The 15,877-nt window shown below is 74.7% G+C and carries 15 protein-coding genes; 8 read left to right on the forward strand and 7 right to left on the reverse strand.

What is annotated here, in order from left to right; genetic code table 11:
• Window positions 1-14: 14 nt before the first annotated feature.
• From GA0070622_RS16285 to GA0070622_RS16305, 5 genes are read right to left on the reverse strand one after another with little or no spacing between them, the layout of a single operon-like run.
• On the reverse strand, window positions 15-1,169 hold the full coding sequence (locus GA0070622_RS16285; RefSeq protein ID WP_091577509.1) for a Gfo/Idh/MocA family protein: 1,155 nt from the start codon (window positions 1,167-1,169) through the stop codon (window positions 15-17).
• 52 nt (window positions 1,170-1,221) lie between these two features.
• Window positions 1,222-2,706, reverse strand: a complete 1,485-nt coding sequence (locus GA0070622_RS16290) for a mannitol dehydrogenase family protein (RefSeq protein WP_091574082.1) — start codon at window positions 2,704-2,706, stop codon at window positions 1,222-1,224.
• Complete coding sequence (locus tag GA0070622_RS16295; RefSeq protein ID WP_091574083.1) at window positions 2,697-3,998, reverse strand: enolase C-terminal domain-like protein; 1,302 nt, start codon at window positions 3,996-3,998, stop codon at window positions 2,697-2,699. Before GA0070622_RS16295 ends, GA0070622_RS16290 begins: the two co-directional genes overlap by 10 nt.
• Complete coding sequence (gene uxaC / locus GA0070622_RS16300; RefSeq protein WP_091574084.1) at window positions 3,995-5,428, reverse strand: glucuronate isomerase; 1,434 nt, start codon at window positions 5,426-5,428, stop codon at window positions 3,995-3,997. Before uxaC ends, GA0070622_RS16295 begins: the two co-directional genes overlap by 4 nt.
• Before the next feature lie 17 nt (window positions 5,429-5,445).
• Window positions 5,446-6,774, reverse strand: a complete 1,329-nt coding sequence (locus GA0070622_RS16305) for a Gfo/Idh/MocA family protein (RefSeq protein ID WP_091577511.1) — start codon at window positions 6,772-6,774, stop codon at window positions 5,446-5,448.
• A 243-nt stretch (window positions 6,775-7,017) separates the two neighbouring features.
• Between GA0070622_RS16305 and GA0070622_RS16310 the strand changes: the two genes are divergently transcribed.
• The 8 genes from GA0070622_RS16310 to GA0070622_RS16345 all read left to right on the forward strand — a co-directional run bounded on the left by GA0070622_RS16310 (window position 7,018) and on the right by GA0070622_RS16345 (window position 14,522).
• A complete protein-coding gene (locus tag GA0070622_RS16310; RefSeq protein WP_091574085.1) occupies window positions 7,018-8,064 on the forward strand; it encodes a LacI family DNA-binding transcriptional regulator in 1,047 nt (348 codons plus the stop codon).
• A gap of 97 nt (window positions 8,065-8,161) precedes the next feature.
• Window positions 8,162-9,505, forward strand: coding sequence for an ABC transporter substrate-binding protein (locus tag GA0070622_RS16315; RefSeq protein WP_091574086.1), 1,344 nt, complete (start codon window positions 8,162-8,164; stop codon window positions 9,503-9,505).
• Between the two features lie 21 nt (window positions 9,506-9,526).
• Window positions 9,527-10,507: a carbohydrate ABC transporter permease gene (locus GA0070622_RS16320; RefSeq protein WP_091574087.1), complete on the forward strand. Its 981-nt coding sequence runs from the start codon at window positions 9,527-9,529 to the stop codon at window positions 10,505-10,507.
• Window positions 10,504-11,373: a carbohydrate ABC transporter permease gene (locus GA0070622_RS16325; protein ID WP_091574088.1), complete on the forward strand. Its 870-nt coding sequence runs from the start codon at window positions 10,504-10,506 to the stop codon at window positions 11,371-11,373. Before GA0070622_RS16320 ends, GA0070622_RS16325 begins: the two co-directional genes overlap by 4 nt.
• Before the next feature lie 5 nt (window positions 11,374-11,378).
• Window positions 11,379-12,002, forward strand: coding sequence for a hypothetical protein (locus tag GA0070622_RS16330; RefSeq protein ID WP_425412767.1), 624 nt, complete (start codon window positions 11,379-11,381; stop codon window positions 12,000-12,002).
• On the forward strand, window positions 11,999-12,931 hold the full coding sequence (locus GA0070622_RS16335; protein WP_091574090.1) for a DUF6807 domain-containing protein: 933 nt from the start codon (window positions 11,999-12,001) through the stop codon (window positions 12,929-12,931). The genes GA0070622_RS16330 and GA0070622_RS16335 overlap by 4 nt, the downstream gene beginning before the upstream one ends.
• The gene (locus GA0070622_RS16340; protein ID WP_245666350.1) at window positions 12,928-13,911 is read left to right on the forward strand and encodes a sugar kinase; all 984 of its coding nucleotides are present in this window, start codon (window positions 12,928-12,930) and stop codon (window positions 13,909-13,911) included. Before GA0070622_RS16335 ends, GA0070622_RS16340 begins: the two co-directional genes overlap by 4 nt.
• Entirely contained in the window at window positions 13,908-14,522 is a 615-nt protein-coding gene (locus GA0070622_RS16345; RefSeq protein WP_091574091.1) for a bifunctional 4-hydroxy-2-oxoglutarate aldolase/2-dehydro-3-deoxy-phosphogluconate aldolase, read from the forward strand. Before GA0070622_RS16340 ends, GA0070622_RS16345 begins: the two co-directional genes overlap by 4 nt.
• Here GA0070622_RS16345 and GA0070622_RS16350 read toward each other — a convergent pair.
• Together GA0070622_RS16350 and GA0070622_RS16355 are read right to left on the reverse strand one after the other, a co-directional pair.
• Complete coding sequence (locus GA0070622_RS16350) at window positions 14,515-15,279, reverse strand: hypothetical protein (protein WP_091574092.1); 765 nt, start codon at window positions 15,277-15,279, stop codon at window positions 14,515-14,517. The genes GA0070622_RS16345 and GA0070622_RS16350 overlap by 8 nt on opposite strands.
• 18 nt (window positions 15,280-15,297) lie before the next feature.
• A complete protein-coding gene (locus GA0070622_RS16355; protein ID WP_091574093.1) occupies window positions 15,298-15,774 on the reverse strand; it encodes a hypothetical protein in 477 nt (158 codons plus the stop codon).
• Window positions 15,775-15,877: the final 103 nt, after the last annotated feature.

Here is a 15,877-nt window from a genome sequence, read left to right on the forward strand (position 1 = left end):
TCTCTCGACGGTGTTCACGGCAGATCCACCACGTACGGCCGGACCGCCCACGGGACGCCCGTCTCGGAGGGCAGCGCGCCGGTCCCCGCGGCGGTGCGCAGCACCGCCCCGACGCCCCGGATCACCCGGACCCGCTCGGGACCGTCGCCGACCGTCCGGACCAGGTCGCCGCCGAGCAGCGTCGGAACGGGTGCGTCCCGCAGCGCGTCCAGCACGGCGGTGAACGGCTCGGTACGCGCCAGCGGCGCGATCAGCGGCGCACCCGTCGCCCGGTGGTCCAGCAGGTTCGCCAGCAACCCCCGCCGGCCGGGCACCGCGCGGGCGGCGGGGTCGCCGGGCAGCCGCAGCCGGTCGGTCGGGTACTCCAGCAGCGCCTGTCCGCGCTCGCCGGTCACCAGCACCTCCCCGGGGACGTGTTCCTCGGCGGCGAGGGTGAGCGCGGCCAGCACCGGCGGCCCGGTGTGCGGGGTCAGCCGCAGCACCGTGGTGTCGTCCACCTCGATCGGGCGGACCCGGTAGCGCTCCACCTCGACGCGGGCCGGGCGCACCGGCGCGCCGGTCACCGCCTCGGCGACGGCCAGGCACTGCATGAGCGCGTGCGCGAGCGGGTTGGCGAGCGCGCCGTCCAGCGCCGGGCGGCCGTCGACGGTGCGCCGTCCGGCCCAGGGGGAGCGGGCGTAGTAGGCGTCCGGACGCTGCCACGCGGCGAGCGCGGCGATGCGGTCGACCGGGCCGAGCCGCTCGAGCGCGCCGGTCAGTTCGGTCAGTGCGGCCGACCCGAGCGCCTGGAAGTTGACCTGCACGGCCCGCCCGGCGGACGCGGCGAGCAGCGTGCGGTGCTCGGCCAGGTCGAGCACCGGCGGCTTCTCCAGCAGCAGGTCCGCGCCGGCGTCGAGCGCGTCGAGCGCGATCGGCAGGTGGGTGTGCGGCGGCGTGCAGACCACCACCACGTCCGGCCGGGTCGTGGCGAGCATCGCCCGGTGGTCGGTGAGGACGGCCGCCCGCGGCGGGACCGGCGCGTCCGGTTCGACCTCCGGTGGGCGCACGTCGACGAGCGCGACCAGGCGCAGCCGCCCGGCCGCTTCCAGCTCCGCGATCGTCCGGCGGTGCCACCGGCCGTGCCCGTTCGCGCCGACCAGCGCCACCCGGGGCGGCCCGCCGCCGGTCACCGGGCACCCCCGGCCCGTCGCCGCCGGCCGGGCACCCGCCGCGCGCCGCCGGTCACCGGGCACCCGCCAGCGTGGCGCGGACGCCGTGCCGCTCCAGCGCGGTCAGCCAGCCGGTGACGTCGGCGCGGACCTCGTCGTCGGCGGCCAGGTCGGCCGGGAACACCTCGCGGACCGCGAAGACGGCGTCCACCACCCCGGCCGGGGTGTGCGCTCCGGCGGCGAGCGCGGCGCGCAGCCGCTCGGCGAGCGGGTCGTCCAGCGGCAGCGGCCGGCCGTCGTCGGCGTACCCGAGCAGGAACCGCAGCCACGCGGCCACCACCAGCGCGCTCCACCGCGCCGACCGGCCGGCCGCCCGCAGGTCGGCCACGGTGTGCAGCACCCGTTGCGGCAGCTTCTGCGAGCCGTCCATGGCGACCTGGAGGGTGCGGTGCCGGATCGCCGGGTTGCCGAAGCGGGCGAGCACCTGTTCGCCGTAGGCGGTCACGTCGACGCCGGGCGGGGGAGCGAAGCTCGGGGCGACCTCCTCGACGACCAGCCGGCGCAGCACCGCGTCCAGGTGCGGCAGCGCCAGCGCCTCGGCCACCGTCTCCGCGCCGGCCAGCGCGCCCAGGTAGGCGGTGGCGGAGTGCACGCCGTTGAGCGCCCGCAGCTTCAGCCGCTCCCACGGGCCGGCGTCGTCGGTGAGCACCGCACCGGACCGCTCCCAGGCCGGTCGGCCGCCCGGGAAGTCGTCCTCGATCACCCACTGCGACCACGGTTCGGCGGCCACCGCCGCCAGGTCGGTCACGCCGAGCGCCCGCCGCGCGGTGTCCCGGGTCGCCTCGGTGCTGGCCGGCACGATCCGGTCGACCATCGTGCCGGGGCAGGTCACCGCCGCCAGCGCCCGGTCGGCGGTCGCGTCCGGCACCCGGGCCAGCGCCAGGCACTGCTCCACCAGCCCGCGCAGCCGCCTCCCGTTCGCGGGCAGATTGTCGCAGCTGACCAGCGCGACCGGCCCGCCGTCGGCGGCGGCCCGGGCGAGCAGTCCGCGCACCAGCAGGCCGGGCACCGTACGGGGTGGCCGGTCCGTGGTGAGGTCGGCGGTCAGCTCCGGGTCGACGGTCAGCGCCGCGGTCACCGGGTCGAGCCGGTACGCCTTCTCGGTCACGGTCAGCGTGACCACCCGGATCGCCGGGTCGGCGAGCAGCCGGACCACCGCGTCCGGGTCGGAGGCGGCGTGCCGGACGCCGGCCAGCGCGCCGACCACCCGGGTCGTCGGGCCGTCGGCGGCGAGCGTGGTGACGCTGAACAGCGCGTCCTGCGCGGCCAGCGCCTCGACCACGTCGGTGCTGCGCGGCGCGACCCCGACGATGCCCCAGTCGCCGCCGGCCGCGCCGACCGCCGCCTCGGTGTGCACCGCCTGGTGGGCGCGGTGGAACGCGCCGAGCCCGAGGTGGACGATGCCGGCCGGCACGGTGCCGGGGCGCAGCAGCGGCCGGGACTCCTGCGGCAGGTGGCGCAGCGTGGCCAGACCGAGCCGGTCGGCGGTCAGCGCCATGCCGGGCCGTCCGGGAAGCGGAACCGCGCGATCGACTCCGGCCGCATGGTCGCGCTGTAGCCGGGCACGGTGGGCAGCAGGTAGCGCCCGCCCCGGGTGCGGACCGGGTCGGTGAAGTGCTCGTGCAGGTGGTCGACGTACTCGACCATGCGGCCGTTCAGGCTCGTGCCGACCCGCAGGTGGTCGAAGATCGCGAGGTGCTGCACGTACTCGCAGAGGCCGACGCCGCCGGCGTGCGGGCAGACCGGCACGCCGAACTTCGCGGCCAGCAGCAGTTCGGCGAGCACCTCGTCCACGCCGCCGACCCGGCAGGCGTCGATCTGCATCACGCCGATCGCCTCGGCCTGGAGCAACTGCTTGAAGATGACCTTGTTGGCGGCGACCTCGCCGGTGGCGACCCGGCAGCGTCCGCCGGTCAGCTCGGTGACCGCGCGGGCGATCCGGGCGTGCCCGAGCACGTCGTCGGCGTGCGTGGGCTCCTCGATCCAGTACGGGTCGACCTCGGCGAGCACGCCCATCGCGGCGATCGCCTCGTCCACGTCCCACACCTGGTTGGCGTCCATCATGAGCAGCGCGTCCGGGCCGATCTCGGCCCGGATGATCCGGGCCCGCCGCAGGTCGTCCTCGATCCGCCCGCCGACCTTCATCTTCATCGCGCGCCACCCCTGCGCGTACGCGTCGCGGGTCAGCGCGCGCACCTGCTCGTCGGGGTAGCCGAGCCAGCCCACCGACGTGGTGTACGAGGGGAACCCGTCACGTTCCAGCCCGGCCAGCCGGTCGGCCAGGCCGTCGCGTCCCTTGTCCAGGATGGCCGCCGCCTCGTCAGGGGTGAGCGCGTCGGTGATGTGGTGGAAGTCGATCGTCGCGACCAGTTCGTCGGTGGGCGCCTCGGCGAGGAAGCGCCACATCGGCTTGCCGGCCAGCTTGGCGCGCAGGTCCCACACCGCGTTGACGAGCGCGCCGGTGGCCATGTGGATCACGCCCTTCTCCGGGCCGAGCCAGCGCAGTTGCACGTCGGCGGCCAGGGAGCGCCAGAACGCCACGGGTTCGGCGGCGATCTCGGCGACGGTGCGTCCGCGCACGTGGTGGGCGAGCGCGCAGACCGCCGCGCAGGTGATCTCGTTGCCCCGGCCGTTGGTGAACGTGAACCCGGTGCCGGTCGGGCCGCCGTCGGTGGTCAGCTCCACGTAGGTGGCCGAGTAGTCGCCCCGGTTGATCGCGTCCGAGCCGTCGCCGCTGGCGGCGGTGGGGAAGCGCACGTCGTGCACCTCGACGTCGACGATCGTGGTCATGCGGGCCCGCCTCCGAACTTGAAGACCTGCTTCGGCAGCCGGTACGCCAGGTCGACGATGGTCTCGGCGGCCTCGTCCCCGGTCAGCCGGTGCTCGGCGACGAGGCGGGCGAGGAAGCCGGCGTCGACCCGGCGGGCCACGTCGTGGCGTACCGGGATGGAACAGAACGCGCGGGTGTCGTCGACGAACCCGGCGGTGTTGTAGAAACCGGCGGTCTCGGTGACCGCCTCGCGGAACCGGCGCAGCACCTCCGGGGAGTCCAGGAACCACCACGGCGCGCCGAGGCGCAGCGCCGCGTAGCCGCCGGCCAGGGGGGCGAGTTCCCGGGTGAACGTGTCCTCGTCGAGCGTGTAGAGCACCACCGTGAGCCGGGGGTCGTTGCCGTGCGCGTCGAGCAGCGGCGCGAGGGCGTGCACGTACTCGGTGGCCTGCGGCACGTCGCCGCCCACGTCGCGGCCGTGCCGGGTGTGCAGCCAGCGGTTGTGGTTGCGGACCGCGCCGGGGTGCAGCTGCATGACCAGGCCGTCGTCGAGCGACATCCGGGCGAACTCCAGCAGCATGTGCGCCCGGAACGCCTCGGCGTCGGCGGCGTCGGCCAGGCCGCGCCGGCCCTTGTCGTACAGCGCCGCGGCCTGGGCCGGGCCGAGATCGAGGGTACGGGCGGTCGGGTGGCCGTGGTCGGACGAGGTGGCCCCGGCGGCGGCGAACGCCTCCCGCCGCGCCCGCAGCGCGGCGAGGTATCCGGCGTACGTGCCGGTGTCCTCCCCGGAGACCTCGGCGAGCCGGTCCACGTTGGCCGACCAGTTGTCGAACTCCATGTCCACCACGTCGTCCGGGCGGAACGTGGTGACCACCCGCCCACCCGGCCCGCCCCACCCGTCGGCGGCGAGCTTGGCGTGGCGGCCCAGGTCGTCCAGCGGCGACTCGGTGGTGGCGAGCACCTCGATGCCGAAGCGCTCGAACAGCGCCCGGGGCCGGAACTCCGGCTCGGCCAGCCGGGTCGCCAGTTCGTCGTAGACCGCGTCGGCGGTGGCCGGGCCCAGCGGGGTGCTCACGCCGAACACGTCCCGGAACGTCTGCTCCAGCCACAGCCGCGACGGGGTCCCCCGGAACAGGTGCCAGTGCGCGGCGAAGCGCCGCCAGATGGTCCGCCCGTCGGTCTCCACCGGGCTGCCGTCGACGCTGGGCACGCCCAGGTCGGCCGGGGGTACGCCCTGGCTGAGCAGCATCCGGGTCAGGTAGTGGTCGGGTACGACGAGCAGCCGGGCCGGGTCGGGGAAGGGCTGGTCCTCGGCCAGCAGCCCGGGGTCGACGTGCCCGTGCGGGGAGATGATCGGCTGCTGCGCGGCGAGCGCGTACAGCTCGCGGGCCAGGGCGCGCAGCCCGGGCTCGGTGGGCAGCAGCAGATCGCTGGGGGAGATGATCGGCACGGGTGCGGGCTCCTCGGTCAGGGCAGGGTGAGCAGGTCGGCGACCCGGACGGGCGCGCCGGTCTCCAGCGAGCGGTTGGCGGCGAGGCCGGTGAGCAGCGCGAGTGCGCCGTCGCGGGCGGTGGCGGCGCGGCCGAGCGGGTCGGGTTCGCCGCCGAGCAGCACCCGGGTCATCCGGGCGTCCGCGCCGCCGTGCCCGCGCCGGGTCCAGCCCTCGACCGGGATCTCCACCGGCGGCGCCCAGAACGGGCGCAGCGTGAGCCGGGCCGCGCCCTGCTCGGCGGCGGCCTCGTCGCCGTGCAGCGCCGCGCCCTTCAGCGCGCCGGCGACGGCCGGGCTGACGTGGTCGCTCTCGGTCACCTCCAGTTCGAGGCGGCCCCGGCTGCCGTTGACCATGACCCGGTAGCCCTCCCAGGGGGCGTACGCGGTCAGGTGGTAGGTCATCGTCGCGCCGGTGTCGTAGCGGGCCAGCACCGCGAGGTCGTCCTCGATGGTCACGCCGGGGGCGAAGACGTTGCGGTCGCGGTGGTAACCGTCCTCGGCCTCGGCGTCCAGGTACAGCTCGCGCAGCCTGGGATGGTCAGCCAGGCGCAGCGCGAACGGGTCGCCGTCGGCGGCGGGGGAGCCGTGCGCCCGGTCGTAGTCGCGGGCGTAGCCGTGCCGGCGGCCGTCCGCGCCGTAGAAGAACAACCGGCCGTACGCGTGCACCTCGACCGGGCGGGCGTCCAGCCACCAGTTGACCAGGTCGAAGTGGTGGCCGGACTTGTGCACCAGCAGGCCGCCGGAGGTGGCCTTGTCGCGGTGCCAGCGGCGGAAGTAGTCGGCGCCGTGGCGCACGTCGAGCAGCCACTCGAAGTGCACCGACCCGATCTCGCCCACCGCGCCGTCGGCGAGCACCCGCCGGACCTGCTCGTGCAGCGGGTTGTAGCGGTAGTTGAAGGCAACGGTGACGTGCCGGCCGGTTTCGGCGACCGCGTCCAGGATGCGCCGGCACCGCTCTGCGTCGACGGTCATCGGCTTCTCCACGACCACGTCACAGCCGGCGCGCAGGGCCGTCGTCACGTACTCGTCGTGGGTGACGTCGACGCTCGTCACCAGCACCACGTCGACCCGCTCCTTGGCCAGCATGGCGGCGACGTCGGCGGCGTCGTACGTGGGCACCGGCGGGTGACGCAGCTCGGCCAGCCAGCGGTTGTGCGCGTCCATCCGGGTCCGGTTGACGTCGGCGAGCGCGACCAGCTCGGCGGTGTCGGCGTGGTCGAGCGCGAGCGCGCGGACGAACATCTCGGCGCGCGCCCCGGCGCCGACCAGGGCGTGACGGACCCGTTCCCGGGCCGGTGGTGACATGACGTCGGCCTCCCCGGCGATCGACTGCAAAGGTTTGCAGCCGAAGAAACCATGGCGATGGATGCGTCGTCAACGCCTCCCGACGAAGCCGCACCATCCATCCGCATTGATGCGCTTTTGAGTACCCGGCCGGTGTCGTGCCGAAATCGAGTCGCAACAATGGACCGTTGACACGGGAGCAACCGTTTGCATTAATGGGCGACACCCCCGTGACCCCCACCACATCGGACGAGGGAGCCCACCGTGCCAGCCACCATCCGGGACGTCGCCCGGGCCTCCGGTGTGCACATCTCCACCGTCTCCCGCACGTTCTCCGCCCCGCATCTGGTCAACCCGGAGACCCGGGTCCGCGTGCTGGCCTGCGCCGAGGACCTCGGCTACCGGCCCAACCGGGCTGCCCGGGCCCTGATCACCGGCCGCACCCACAACATCGGCCTGATCGTGGCCGACATCGCCAACCCGTTCTTCCCGCCGCTGATCAAGGCGGCGGAGGGGCAGGCCCGGCACCGCGACTATCACGTCTTCGTGGCCGACACCAACGAGGACCCGGCCGCCGAGGAGGACCTGGTCCACGCGCTCGCCAAGCAGGTCGACGGCGTCCTGCTGTGCAGCCCTCGGATGAGCAACAGCCTGATCGAGCAGGTCAGCCGCGAGGTGCCGGTGGTGGTGATAAACCGCCAGGTCGCCGGTCTGCCCTGCGTGATGATGGACGTCGGGCAGGGTGCGCGGGCCGCGATCGAGCACCTGCTCGGCCTCGGCCACCGGCGGATCGCGTTGCTCGGCGGCCCGCGCGGCTCGTGGACCGCCCGGGAGATGCGCCGCGCCGCGTCCGCCGCGGCCCGGGGCGGGGGAGCGGAGTTGACCCTCCTCGGGCCCAACCAGCCCACCGAGACCGGCGGCGGCGCGGTCGCCGAGCAGGTGCGCCGCAGCGGCGTCACCGCCGTGCTCGCCTACAACGACCTGATGGCGATCGGCCTGATCGAAGGGCTGGACGCGTTGGGGCTGCGGGTGCCGCAGGACGTCAGCGTGGTCGGCGTCGACGACATCGCGCTGAGCCGGCTCACCCGCCCCAAGTTGACGACGGTGGCCACGCCGACCGCGGCCGCCGGCCGGACGGCCGTCGACATGCTCCTGCAACTCGACTCCGACGCGCCGCGCGGCGCCCGGGGTCGGGGCGCGGCATCCGGCGACCGTCGCACCACCGCACAGGTAATGCTCCAGACCGCACTGGTCGTCCGTGACTCGACCGGGCCCGTCCCCGCGCCCGGTCGGGACGGCACCGGGGCCTGAGCAGGTGGCCCGGGCCCGCACAGCACTGCGGACCCGGGCGGCCCGTGGACGGCCGCCGGTGACGTCGTCGCCTCCCACATCCGAGGAGTGAGCGCAGATGCACCCCGCAACGTCCCCCACCGCCGGCGCACCCGCCGGGCGGAATCACCGTACCCCCCTGTCCCGACGCCGATTCGTCCGCGGCCTCGCCGCCGTCGCGCTGGCCGCGCCGCTCGCCCTGGGCGCGGCGGCCTGCGGCGGCGACGAGGGCGGCGGCGACGGCGGCCCGGTCAAGCTCTCCGTCTTCTGGTGGGGCGGCGAGGCCCGGGCCAAGCTCACCGAGGACGCCCTGGCCCTCTACACCAGGAAGCACCCGGACGTGACGTTCGAGAAGACCTGGCAGGCCAACCAGGGCTACTTCGACAAGCTCGCCACGCTGACCGCCGGCGGCAACCCGCCGGACCTGTTCCAGATCGACGACAACTACCTGGCCGAGTACGCCGGCCGCAGCACCACGCTCGACCTGGGCAGCTACCGCGACTCCGGCAAGCTCGACGTGTCGAAGTTCCCCAAGAGCCTGCTGGAGTACGGCGTGGTCGACGGCAAGCTCGCCGGGGTGGCCGCCGGGGAGAACACCCAGGGCCTGGTCTACAACAAGACGCTGCTCACCAAGAACGGGCTGCCCGAGCCGACCACCGGGATGAGCTGGGAGGAGCACATCGCCTGGGCCGAGCAGGTGGCGAAGAAGACGAAGGTGCCCGGCACCCAGGACCCGAGCGCCGACTACAAGGCGCTCTGGGTGTGGCTGCGCCAGCAGGGCAAGGACTTGTACAAGGGCGAGGAGCTCGGCTTCACCGCCGAGGACGTGACGAAGTGGTTCGAGCTGTGGAAGGGCGCGCGGGCCCGGGGCGCCACCCCGACGCCGGACGTCATCCACGAGGGCAACTCCAGCGACATCACCAAGCAGCTCGTGGTCACCGGCAAGTCGGCCACCTCCTGGGTCTGGGTCAACCAGATGCCGGACCTGAAGAAGAACACCAAGGACGAGCTGGGCGTGGTCGCCTACCCGGGTGACCCGAGCGCCCAGTGGGCGCGCGCCTCGATGTACTGGTCGGTGTTCAAGGGCAGCAAGCACAAGGACGTCGCCGTCGACGTGATCAACTTCCTGAACAACGACCCGGAGGCGGTGGCGCTGCTCGGCACCGACCGCGGTCTGCCGTCGAACATGGATCTGCGCGCCAAGGTCAGCGAGACCGCCACCGACCCGGCCATGAAGCAGTCCATCCAGGTCGAGTCCGACCTGGCGCAGAAGTTCGGCGCCTCGCCCCAGGTCCCGATCAAGGGGCACAGCAAGGTCAAGTCCGAGCTCGTAAAGGCCGCCGAGAACGCCCAGTACGGCCGCGCCACCCCGGCGCAGGCGGCGGAGCAGTTCGTCGCCGCCTGCAAGTCCGCGATCGCCTGACCAAACGAAAGGACCGGTCCCGTGGCCCTCACCACGGCGCCCGGCCGGACCCCGCGCACCGGACCGGCCGGCCCTCGCCCCACGCGGCGTCGGGCCGGCCGGGCCCGGCTCGGCGAGGGCCTGGCGGGGTACGTCTTCCTCTCGCCCTGGCTCATCGGACTGATGGGCGTCACGGCGATCCCGATGCTGCTGTCGCTCTGGCTGAGCTTCACCGACTACGACATCCTCACGCCGCTGTCCGAGGTGCGGTGGGTGGGGCTGGCCAACTACGAGCGGATGTTCACCGCCGACCCGTCGTACTGGCACGCGGTCCGCGTCACGCTGACGTTCGCGCTGATCGCGGTGCCGCTGAAGCTGGCCGCCGCGCTCGGCGTCGCGCTGCTGCTCAACCGGGCCTGGCGCGGCGTCGGGCTGTTCCGCAGCCTGTTCTACCTGCCGTCGCTGCTCGGCGGCAGCGTCGCGCTGGCCATCGTCTGGGTCAACATGTTCAACCGGGACGGCGCGTTCAACTCGTTCCTCGCCCTGTTCGGCGTCGAGGGGCTGCCCTGGGTCAGCGACCCGGACTGGGCGCTGGAGACGCTGATGGTGCTGGCGATCTGGCAGTTCGGCGCGCCGATGGTGATCTTCCTGGCCGGGCTCAAGCAGGTGCCCACCGAGCTGTACGAGGCGGCGGCGGTGGACGGCGCCGGGGCGTGGCGGCGGTTCCGCGCGGTCACCCTGCCCATGCTGTCCCCGGTGATCTTCTTCAACCTGGTGCTGGAGACCATCAACGGCTTCCAGGGCTTCACCGCCGCGTTCGTGCTCAGCAACGGCACCGGCGGCCCTGTCGACTCCACCCTCATGTACACGCTGAAGCTCTACATCTCCGGCTTCACCGACCTGGAGATGGGCTACGCGTCAGCGATGGCGTGGGTGTTCCTGGTGGCGATCGGCGTAATCACCGCCGTCTTCTTCAGCACCGGGCGGTTCTGGGTGCACTACTCGGACGGAGACGACTCATGACCGCGCTCACTGTCGCTCGCCGCCGGCCCGGCAGCGGCCGGAACGTGCTGCGGCTCGTCGTGCTCGTGGCGATCGTCGCGGTGGTGCTCTATCCGCTGTTCTGGATGCTCGGCACGTCGGTCAAGTCGCAGGCCGAGATCGTCAACAACGTCGGCCTGCTGCCGGAGGAGTTCACCCCCGGCAACTACCTCGACGGCTGGACCAACTTCGACATCAGCTTCGGCCGGTTCTTCCTCAACAGCGTGCTGGTCAGCGGGCTCACCGTGGTCGGCAACGCGCTGTCCTGCCTGCTCGCCGCGTACGCCCTGGGCCGGCTGCGGTTCCGGCTGCGCAAGCTGTGGTTCACCGTGATGATCGGGACGCTGCTGCTGCCGGGCCACGTGCTGATCGTGCCGCAGTACATCCTGTTCCGCAGCCTCGGCCTGGTCGGCGGCGACTGGCCGTACCTGCCGCTGCTGGTGCCGCAGTTCCTGGCCACCGAGGCGTTCTTCGTCTTCCTCATGGTGCAGTTCATGCGCGGTATCCCGCGCGAGCTGGACGAGGCGGCCACCATCGACGGCGCGTCCCCGTACGGCGTGTTCCGGCACGTCATCCTGCCGCTGAGCCGCCCCGCGCTGGTCACCACCGCGATCTTCTCGTTCATCTGGACCTGGAACGACTTCTTCCGCCAGCTGGTGTTCCTGTCCAGCCTGGAGGACTACACGGTCCCGGTGGCGCTGACCCTGTTCATCGACTCGACGAGCCAGAGCTCGGTCGGCCCGATGTTCGCCATGTCGGTGCTGTCGCTGCTGCCGGTGTTCCTGTTCTTCCTGGCGTTCCAGCGGATGCTGGTCGAGGGCATCAACACCAGCGGGCTGAAGGGATGACCGCCGTGTCCGCCCCCACCGACGTACCCGCCCACCCCGCGCCGGCCCGTGCCGACTGGCGGGACACGCTGCGCGAGGCGAGCGACCTGGCGCTGCTCGGCTTCGCCGTGGCGGCCGCCGCGCTGCCGGTGCTCACGCTCGCCCCGGCGGTCGCCACCGCCAGCGCCGCGCTGCACGACCGTTCCGTCACCGGGTCGTGGCCCGACGCGCGGACCAGCCTGAGCCGGTTCGGCCGCGCGCTGCCCGCCGGGCTGGCGGTGAGCGCCGCCGCGCTCGCCGCCGCCGCGGTGCTCGCGGCCGACCTGCTCGCGCTCGCCGGTGGCCGGGTGCCCGGCGGCGGCCCCGCCCTGGCGCTCACCGCCGTCGTGGTGGCGGCCCTGCTCGGGTACGCGGGCCTGGTCGCCGTCGCGGTCGGGCGCACCGGTGGCCGGGGCTGGCGGGCCGCCGCCCGGCGGGTGGCGCGTGCCTGCCCGCGGCGCCCCGCCGTGTGGGCCGCCGCCTCCGGCGTCTGCGTGCTGGCCGTGCTGCTGGCGGTGCTCGTCACACCGGTCGCGGTGCCGATCCTCGGCGGGTACGCCCTCGCGGCGCTGCACGCCGTCGACGCCCGCCGCCCGCCGGAGCCGTCGTGACCGCCGACCGCCGGCCCGCCGCGCCGCACCGCGCGGCGATCGTCCGGGAGACCAAGGATGCAGGCCCGGCCGAGGTGGCACGCGACGCCGAGGAACGGCTGGTCGTGGCCGGCGTCGAGGTGGCCCGCTACGTGGTCCGGCCCGACCTTGACCCGCGGCACGGGCCCCGGCCCCACCTGCACCCGGTGCGGACCCGGGCCGGCACACCGGTCACCGACGCGCGCCCGGCCGACCACGTCTGGCACCTCGGCGCGTCCCTCGCCGTGCAGGACGTGGACGGCGCCAACCTCTGGGGCGGCCGGACGTACGTGCGCGACCTCGGCTACACCTGGCGCGACGACCACGGCGTCATCGCCCACACCGGCTGGCGGGCACGGACCACCGACCGGCTCGAGCACGACCTCGACTGGCGCGACCGCAACGGTCGGACGCTGCTGCGCGAGCACCGCACCGTCACCGCCGGGCCGGCCGGCGACGACGCCTGGTGGCTCGACCTGTCCGCCACCCTCAGCTCCGCCACCGGAGCCGACGTCCACCTGGGCAGCCCGGCCACCAACGGCCGCCCCGGCGGGGCCGGCTACGGCGGGTTCTTCTGGCGCGCGGCGGCGACCGGGGAACCCCGGGTGCGCACCGCCGACGCGGTCGGGGAGGAGGCGGTCAACGGCTCGGCCGCGCCCTGGCTGGCGCTGCTCGGCACCGGGCCCGGCGGCGGCGCGTACACCCTGGTCTTCACCGGCCTCGGGCCGGGCGACCGGTGGTTCGTCCGCACCACGGCGTACCCGGGCGTCTGCGTCGCGTACGCGTTCGACCGGCCGGCGGTGGTCGCCGCCGGGCGGCCCCGCCGCAACCGGCACCGGGTGCTGGTCGCCGACGGTCACCTCGATCCGGCGGACGTCCCGGCCCGGCTCGGCCCGGTGGGCGGCGCGTGAACGGCCCGCAGGTCGTCTGCGCGGGCGAGACCATGGCGGTGCTCGCCCCCGCCGACGGCGGGCCGCTGGAACACGCCGCGCTGCTCGCGGTCGGTGTCGGCGGCGCGGAGTCCAACGTGGCCACCGGTCTGGCCCGGCTCGGCCACCGCGTCGCCTGGGTCAGCCGGGTCGGGGACGACCCGTTCGGCCGTCGCGTGGTCGCCGAGGTCGCCGCCGCCGGGGTCGACGTCTCCCTGGTCGCGGTCGACCGGGACGCCCCGACCGGCGTCTACCTCAAGGACCCCGGACCGTCGGGCACCCGGGTCCACTACCACCGCGCCGGGTCGGCCGCGAGCCGCCTGCACGCCCGGGACCTCGCCCACCCGCGCCTGGCCGGGGCGCGGCTGCTGCACCTGTCCGGGATCACCGCCGCGCTCTCCGACTCCTGCCGGGACCTGCTCGTCCAGGCGCTGACCGGGCGGGCGCTGCCCGGCGCCCGGGTGAGCTTCGACGTGAACCACCGGCCGGCGCTCTGGCCCGCCGACCGGGCCGCCCCGGTTCTGCGGGACCTGGCCGACCATGCCGACGTGGTGCTCGTCGGGCTGGACGAGGCGGTGACGCTGTGGGGCGTCACCGCGCCGGCGGCCGTCCGCGACCTGCTGCCCGGGCCGGACCTGGTGGTGGTCAAGGACGGGCCGGTCGGTGCGACAGCGCTGCCGCGGACCGGACCGGCGGTGTTCGTGCCGGCGGTGTCGGTGGACGTGGTCGAGCCGGTCGGCGCCGGGGACGCGTTCGCCGCCGGCTTCCTCTCCGGGTCGCTGCGCGGGCTCGACCTGGGATCCTGCCTGCGGACCGGCCACCTCACCGCGGCCCGGGTGCTGGCCGTGCCCGGCGACACCGCGCCGCCGCCCGACCCGATGTGGACGGCGCGGGCGCTGGCGCTGTCGGACGCGCAGTGGGCGGCCGGGGCGTACCGGCACGACGGAGGGAGCGGCGGATGAGCGCGCACGACTTCACGCCGGTGTTCGGCGACGCGCGGGTGATGGTGATCCTGCGCGACCTGCCGCCCCCGGAGACGGTCCGCCTGGCGGAACTGGCCTGGGACCTGGGCATCGCCGTGGTGGAGGTGCCGATCCGGACCCCCGGCGCGGTGCCCGCGCTGCGCGCCGCCGTGACGGCCGGCCGGCGGCGGGACCGGATCGTCGGCGCCGGCACGGTCCGCACCCCGGCGCAGGTCCGCCAGGCGGTGAGCGCGGGCGCGGCGTTCACCGTCGCCCCCGCCCTCGACCTGGCGGTCGCCGACGCGGCGGTCAGCTACGGCATCCCGCACCTGCCTGGCGTGGCCACCCCGACCGAGGCGCAGCAGGCGCTCGACCACGGCCTGGTCTGGCTCAAGGCGTTCCCGGCGGTCAGCCTCGGCCCGGCCTGGTTCCGGGCCGTCGCCGGCCCGCTGCCGGAGGCGCGCTTCGTGGCCACCGGCGGCATCGACGCCGGCAATGCCGCCGACTTCCTGGCCGCCGGCGTGCGCGTGGTGGCGGTCGGCTCGGCGCTCACCGACCCGGCGCAGCTGCCCCGCCTGGCCGCGCTTGCCACCGCCGGCCCGGTCAGCTGACCGTCCGGCCGGACATGGTCGCGGTGGTGCGGACCGCCTTCACGATCGCCGGGATCGAGCCGATCAGCAGCACCAGCGCCCAGATCAGCGCCACCACGGCGAAGACCACCGCGCCCAGGTCGTCGAGGATGCTGACCAGGATCACCGGCACCAGACCGTGCAGGAACTGCAGCACCACCGTGCACAGCAGCGTGGTCAGCGCCAGCAGCACCAGCCCCTTGTTGCGCAGGAAACGCGGCTGGGCGGCCAGCAGCAGGCCGGCCCAGACCAGCTTGAGCAGCAGCGCCAGCCCGAGCAGCACGGCCGCGTCGCCGACCGGGAAGAACCCCCACACCGCCAGGTACGCCAGCGTGCCGAACGGCGGCGCCAGGAACAGGGAGACCATCACCGTCAGCTCCACGAACGCGACGACCAGCAGCACCAGCGACACCAGCAGCAGCACGATCGAGAAGACCAGCGTGGCCACGCCCTGCACCCGACCCTGGACCCGGTCCGGCAGCACCAGGCTCAGGCAGAACAGCCCGGTGGTCCACAGCGCCACCACGTCGATCAGCGCGAGATATCCGGTGCCCCGCCCGGACGGCTCGCTGACCCCGCCCACGTCGCCCAGTTCGACGCCGAGCTGTCCGGCGCTGTCGCGCAGCGCGCCGCCCGCGTCCCCGCCGCCGGTCAACGCGGCGGCGCCCAGCTCCACCGCTACCACCAGCGCCACCGCGAACAGCGCCAGCAGCAGGAACGGCTTGCGCAGCTCACCCATCTCGCGCCTCCACCCCGGTCAGGACCGGGCCAGCGTGACCGCGCATCCGCCACCTCCCGGACAGCGCAGGAGCACCTCGGTCTCCCGGTCCACCGCCACCTTCGCCACCGCCGCGCCGTCCGGCCCCGGCGTCACCTCGTCGGTGACCGTGACGTCCGCGTCGCCGGGCGCGCGGGCGGTCACCTCGAACGGCGTCGCGCCCCGCAGCACCAGCGTGCGCAGCGCGCCCGGATCGGCGACGCGCAGCCGGCAGGTGGCGCCGAACGCGACCACCACGCCGTCGGCGGTCGGGGCCGGATCGGCGGCCGGCGGCAGGCACGCCACGCCCACCGTCGCCGGGTCCACCGCCCCGGCGCCGCGCCCCAGCCGGCCCAGCGGCCCCGGCCCGGCGGCCGGGTCGCCCCGGTCGTCGCCCCGACCGGCGACCGCCACCACGTAGAGCCCCACCAGCAACACGGCCAGCGCGACCAGCAGCACCTTCTGCCGCCCGCTCACGGTGTTCCCTCGGTTCGCGGCTGCGGGGCTCGCAACACCGGCTCACTCCTCGCGCTCACGGTGCCTTCTCTGTTCGCGGCTGCGGGGCTCGCAACACCGGCTC

It is taken from the genome of Micromonospora sediminicola (genome assembly GCF_900089585.1).
GTDB lineage: Bacteria > Actinomycetota > Actinomycetes > Mycobacteriales > Micromonosporaceae > Micromonospora > Micromonospora sediminicola.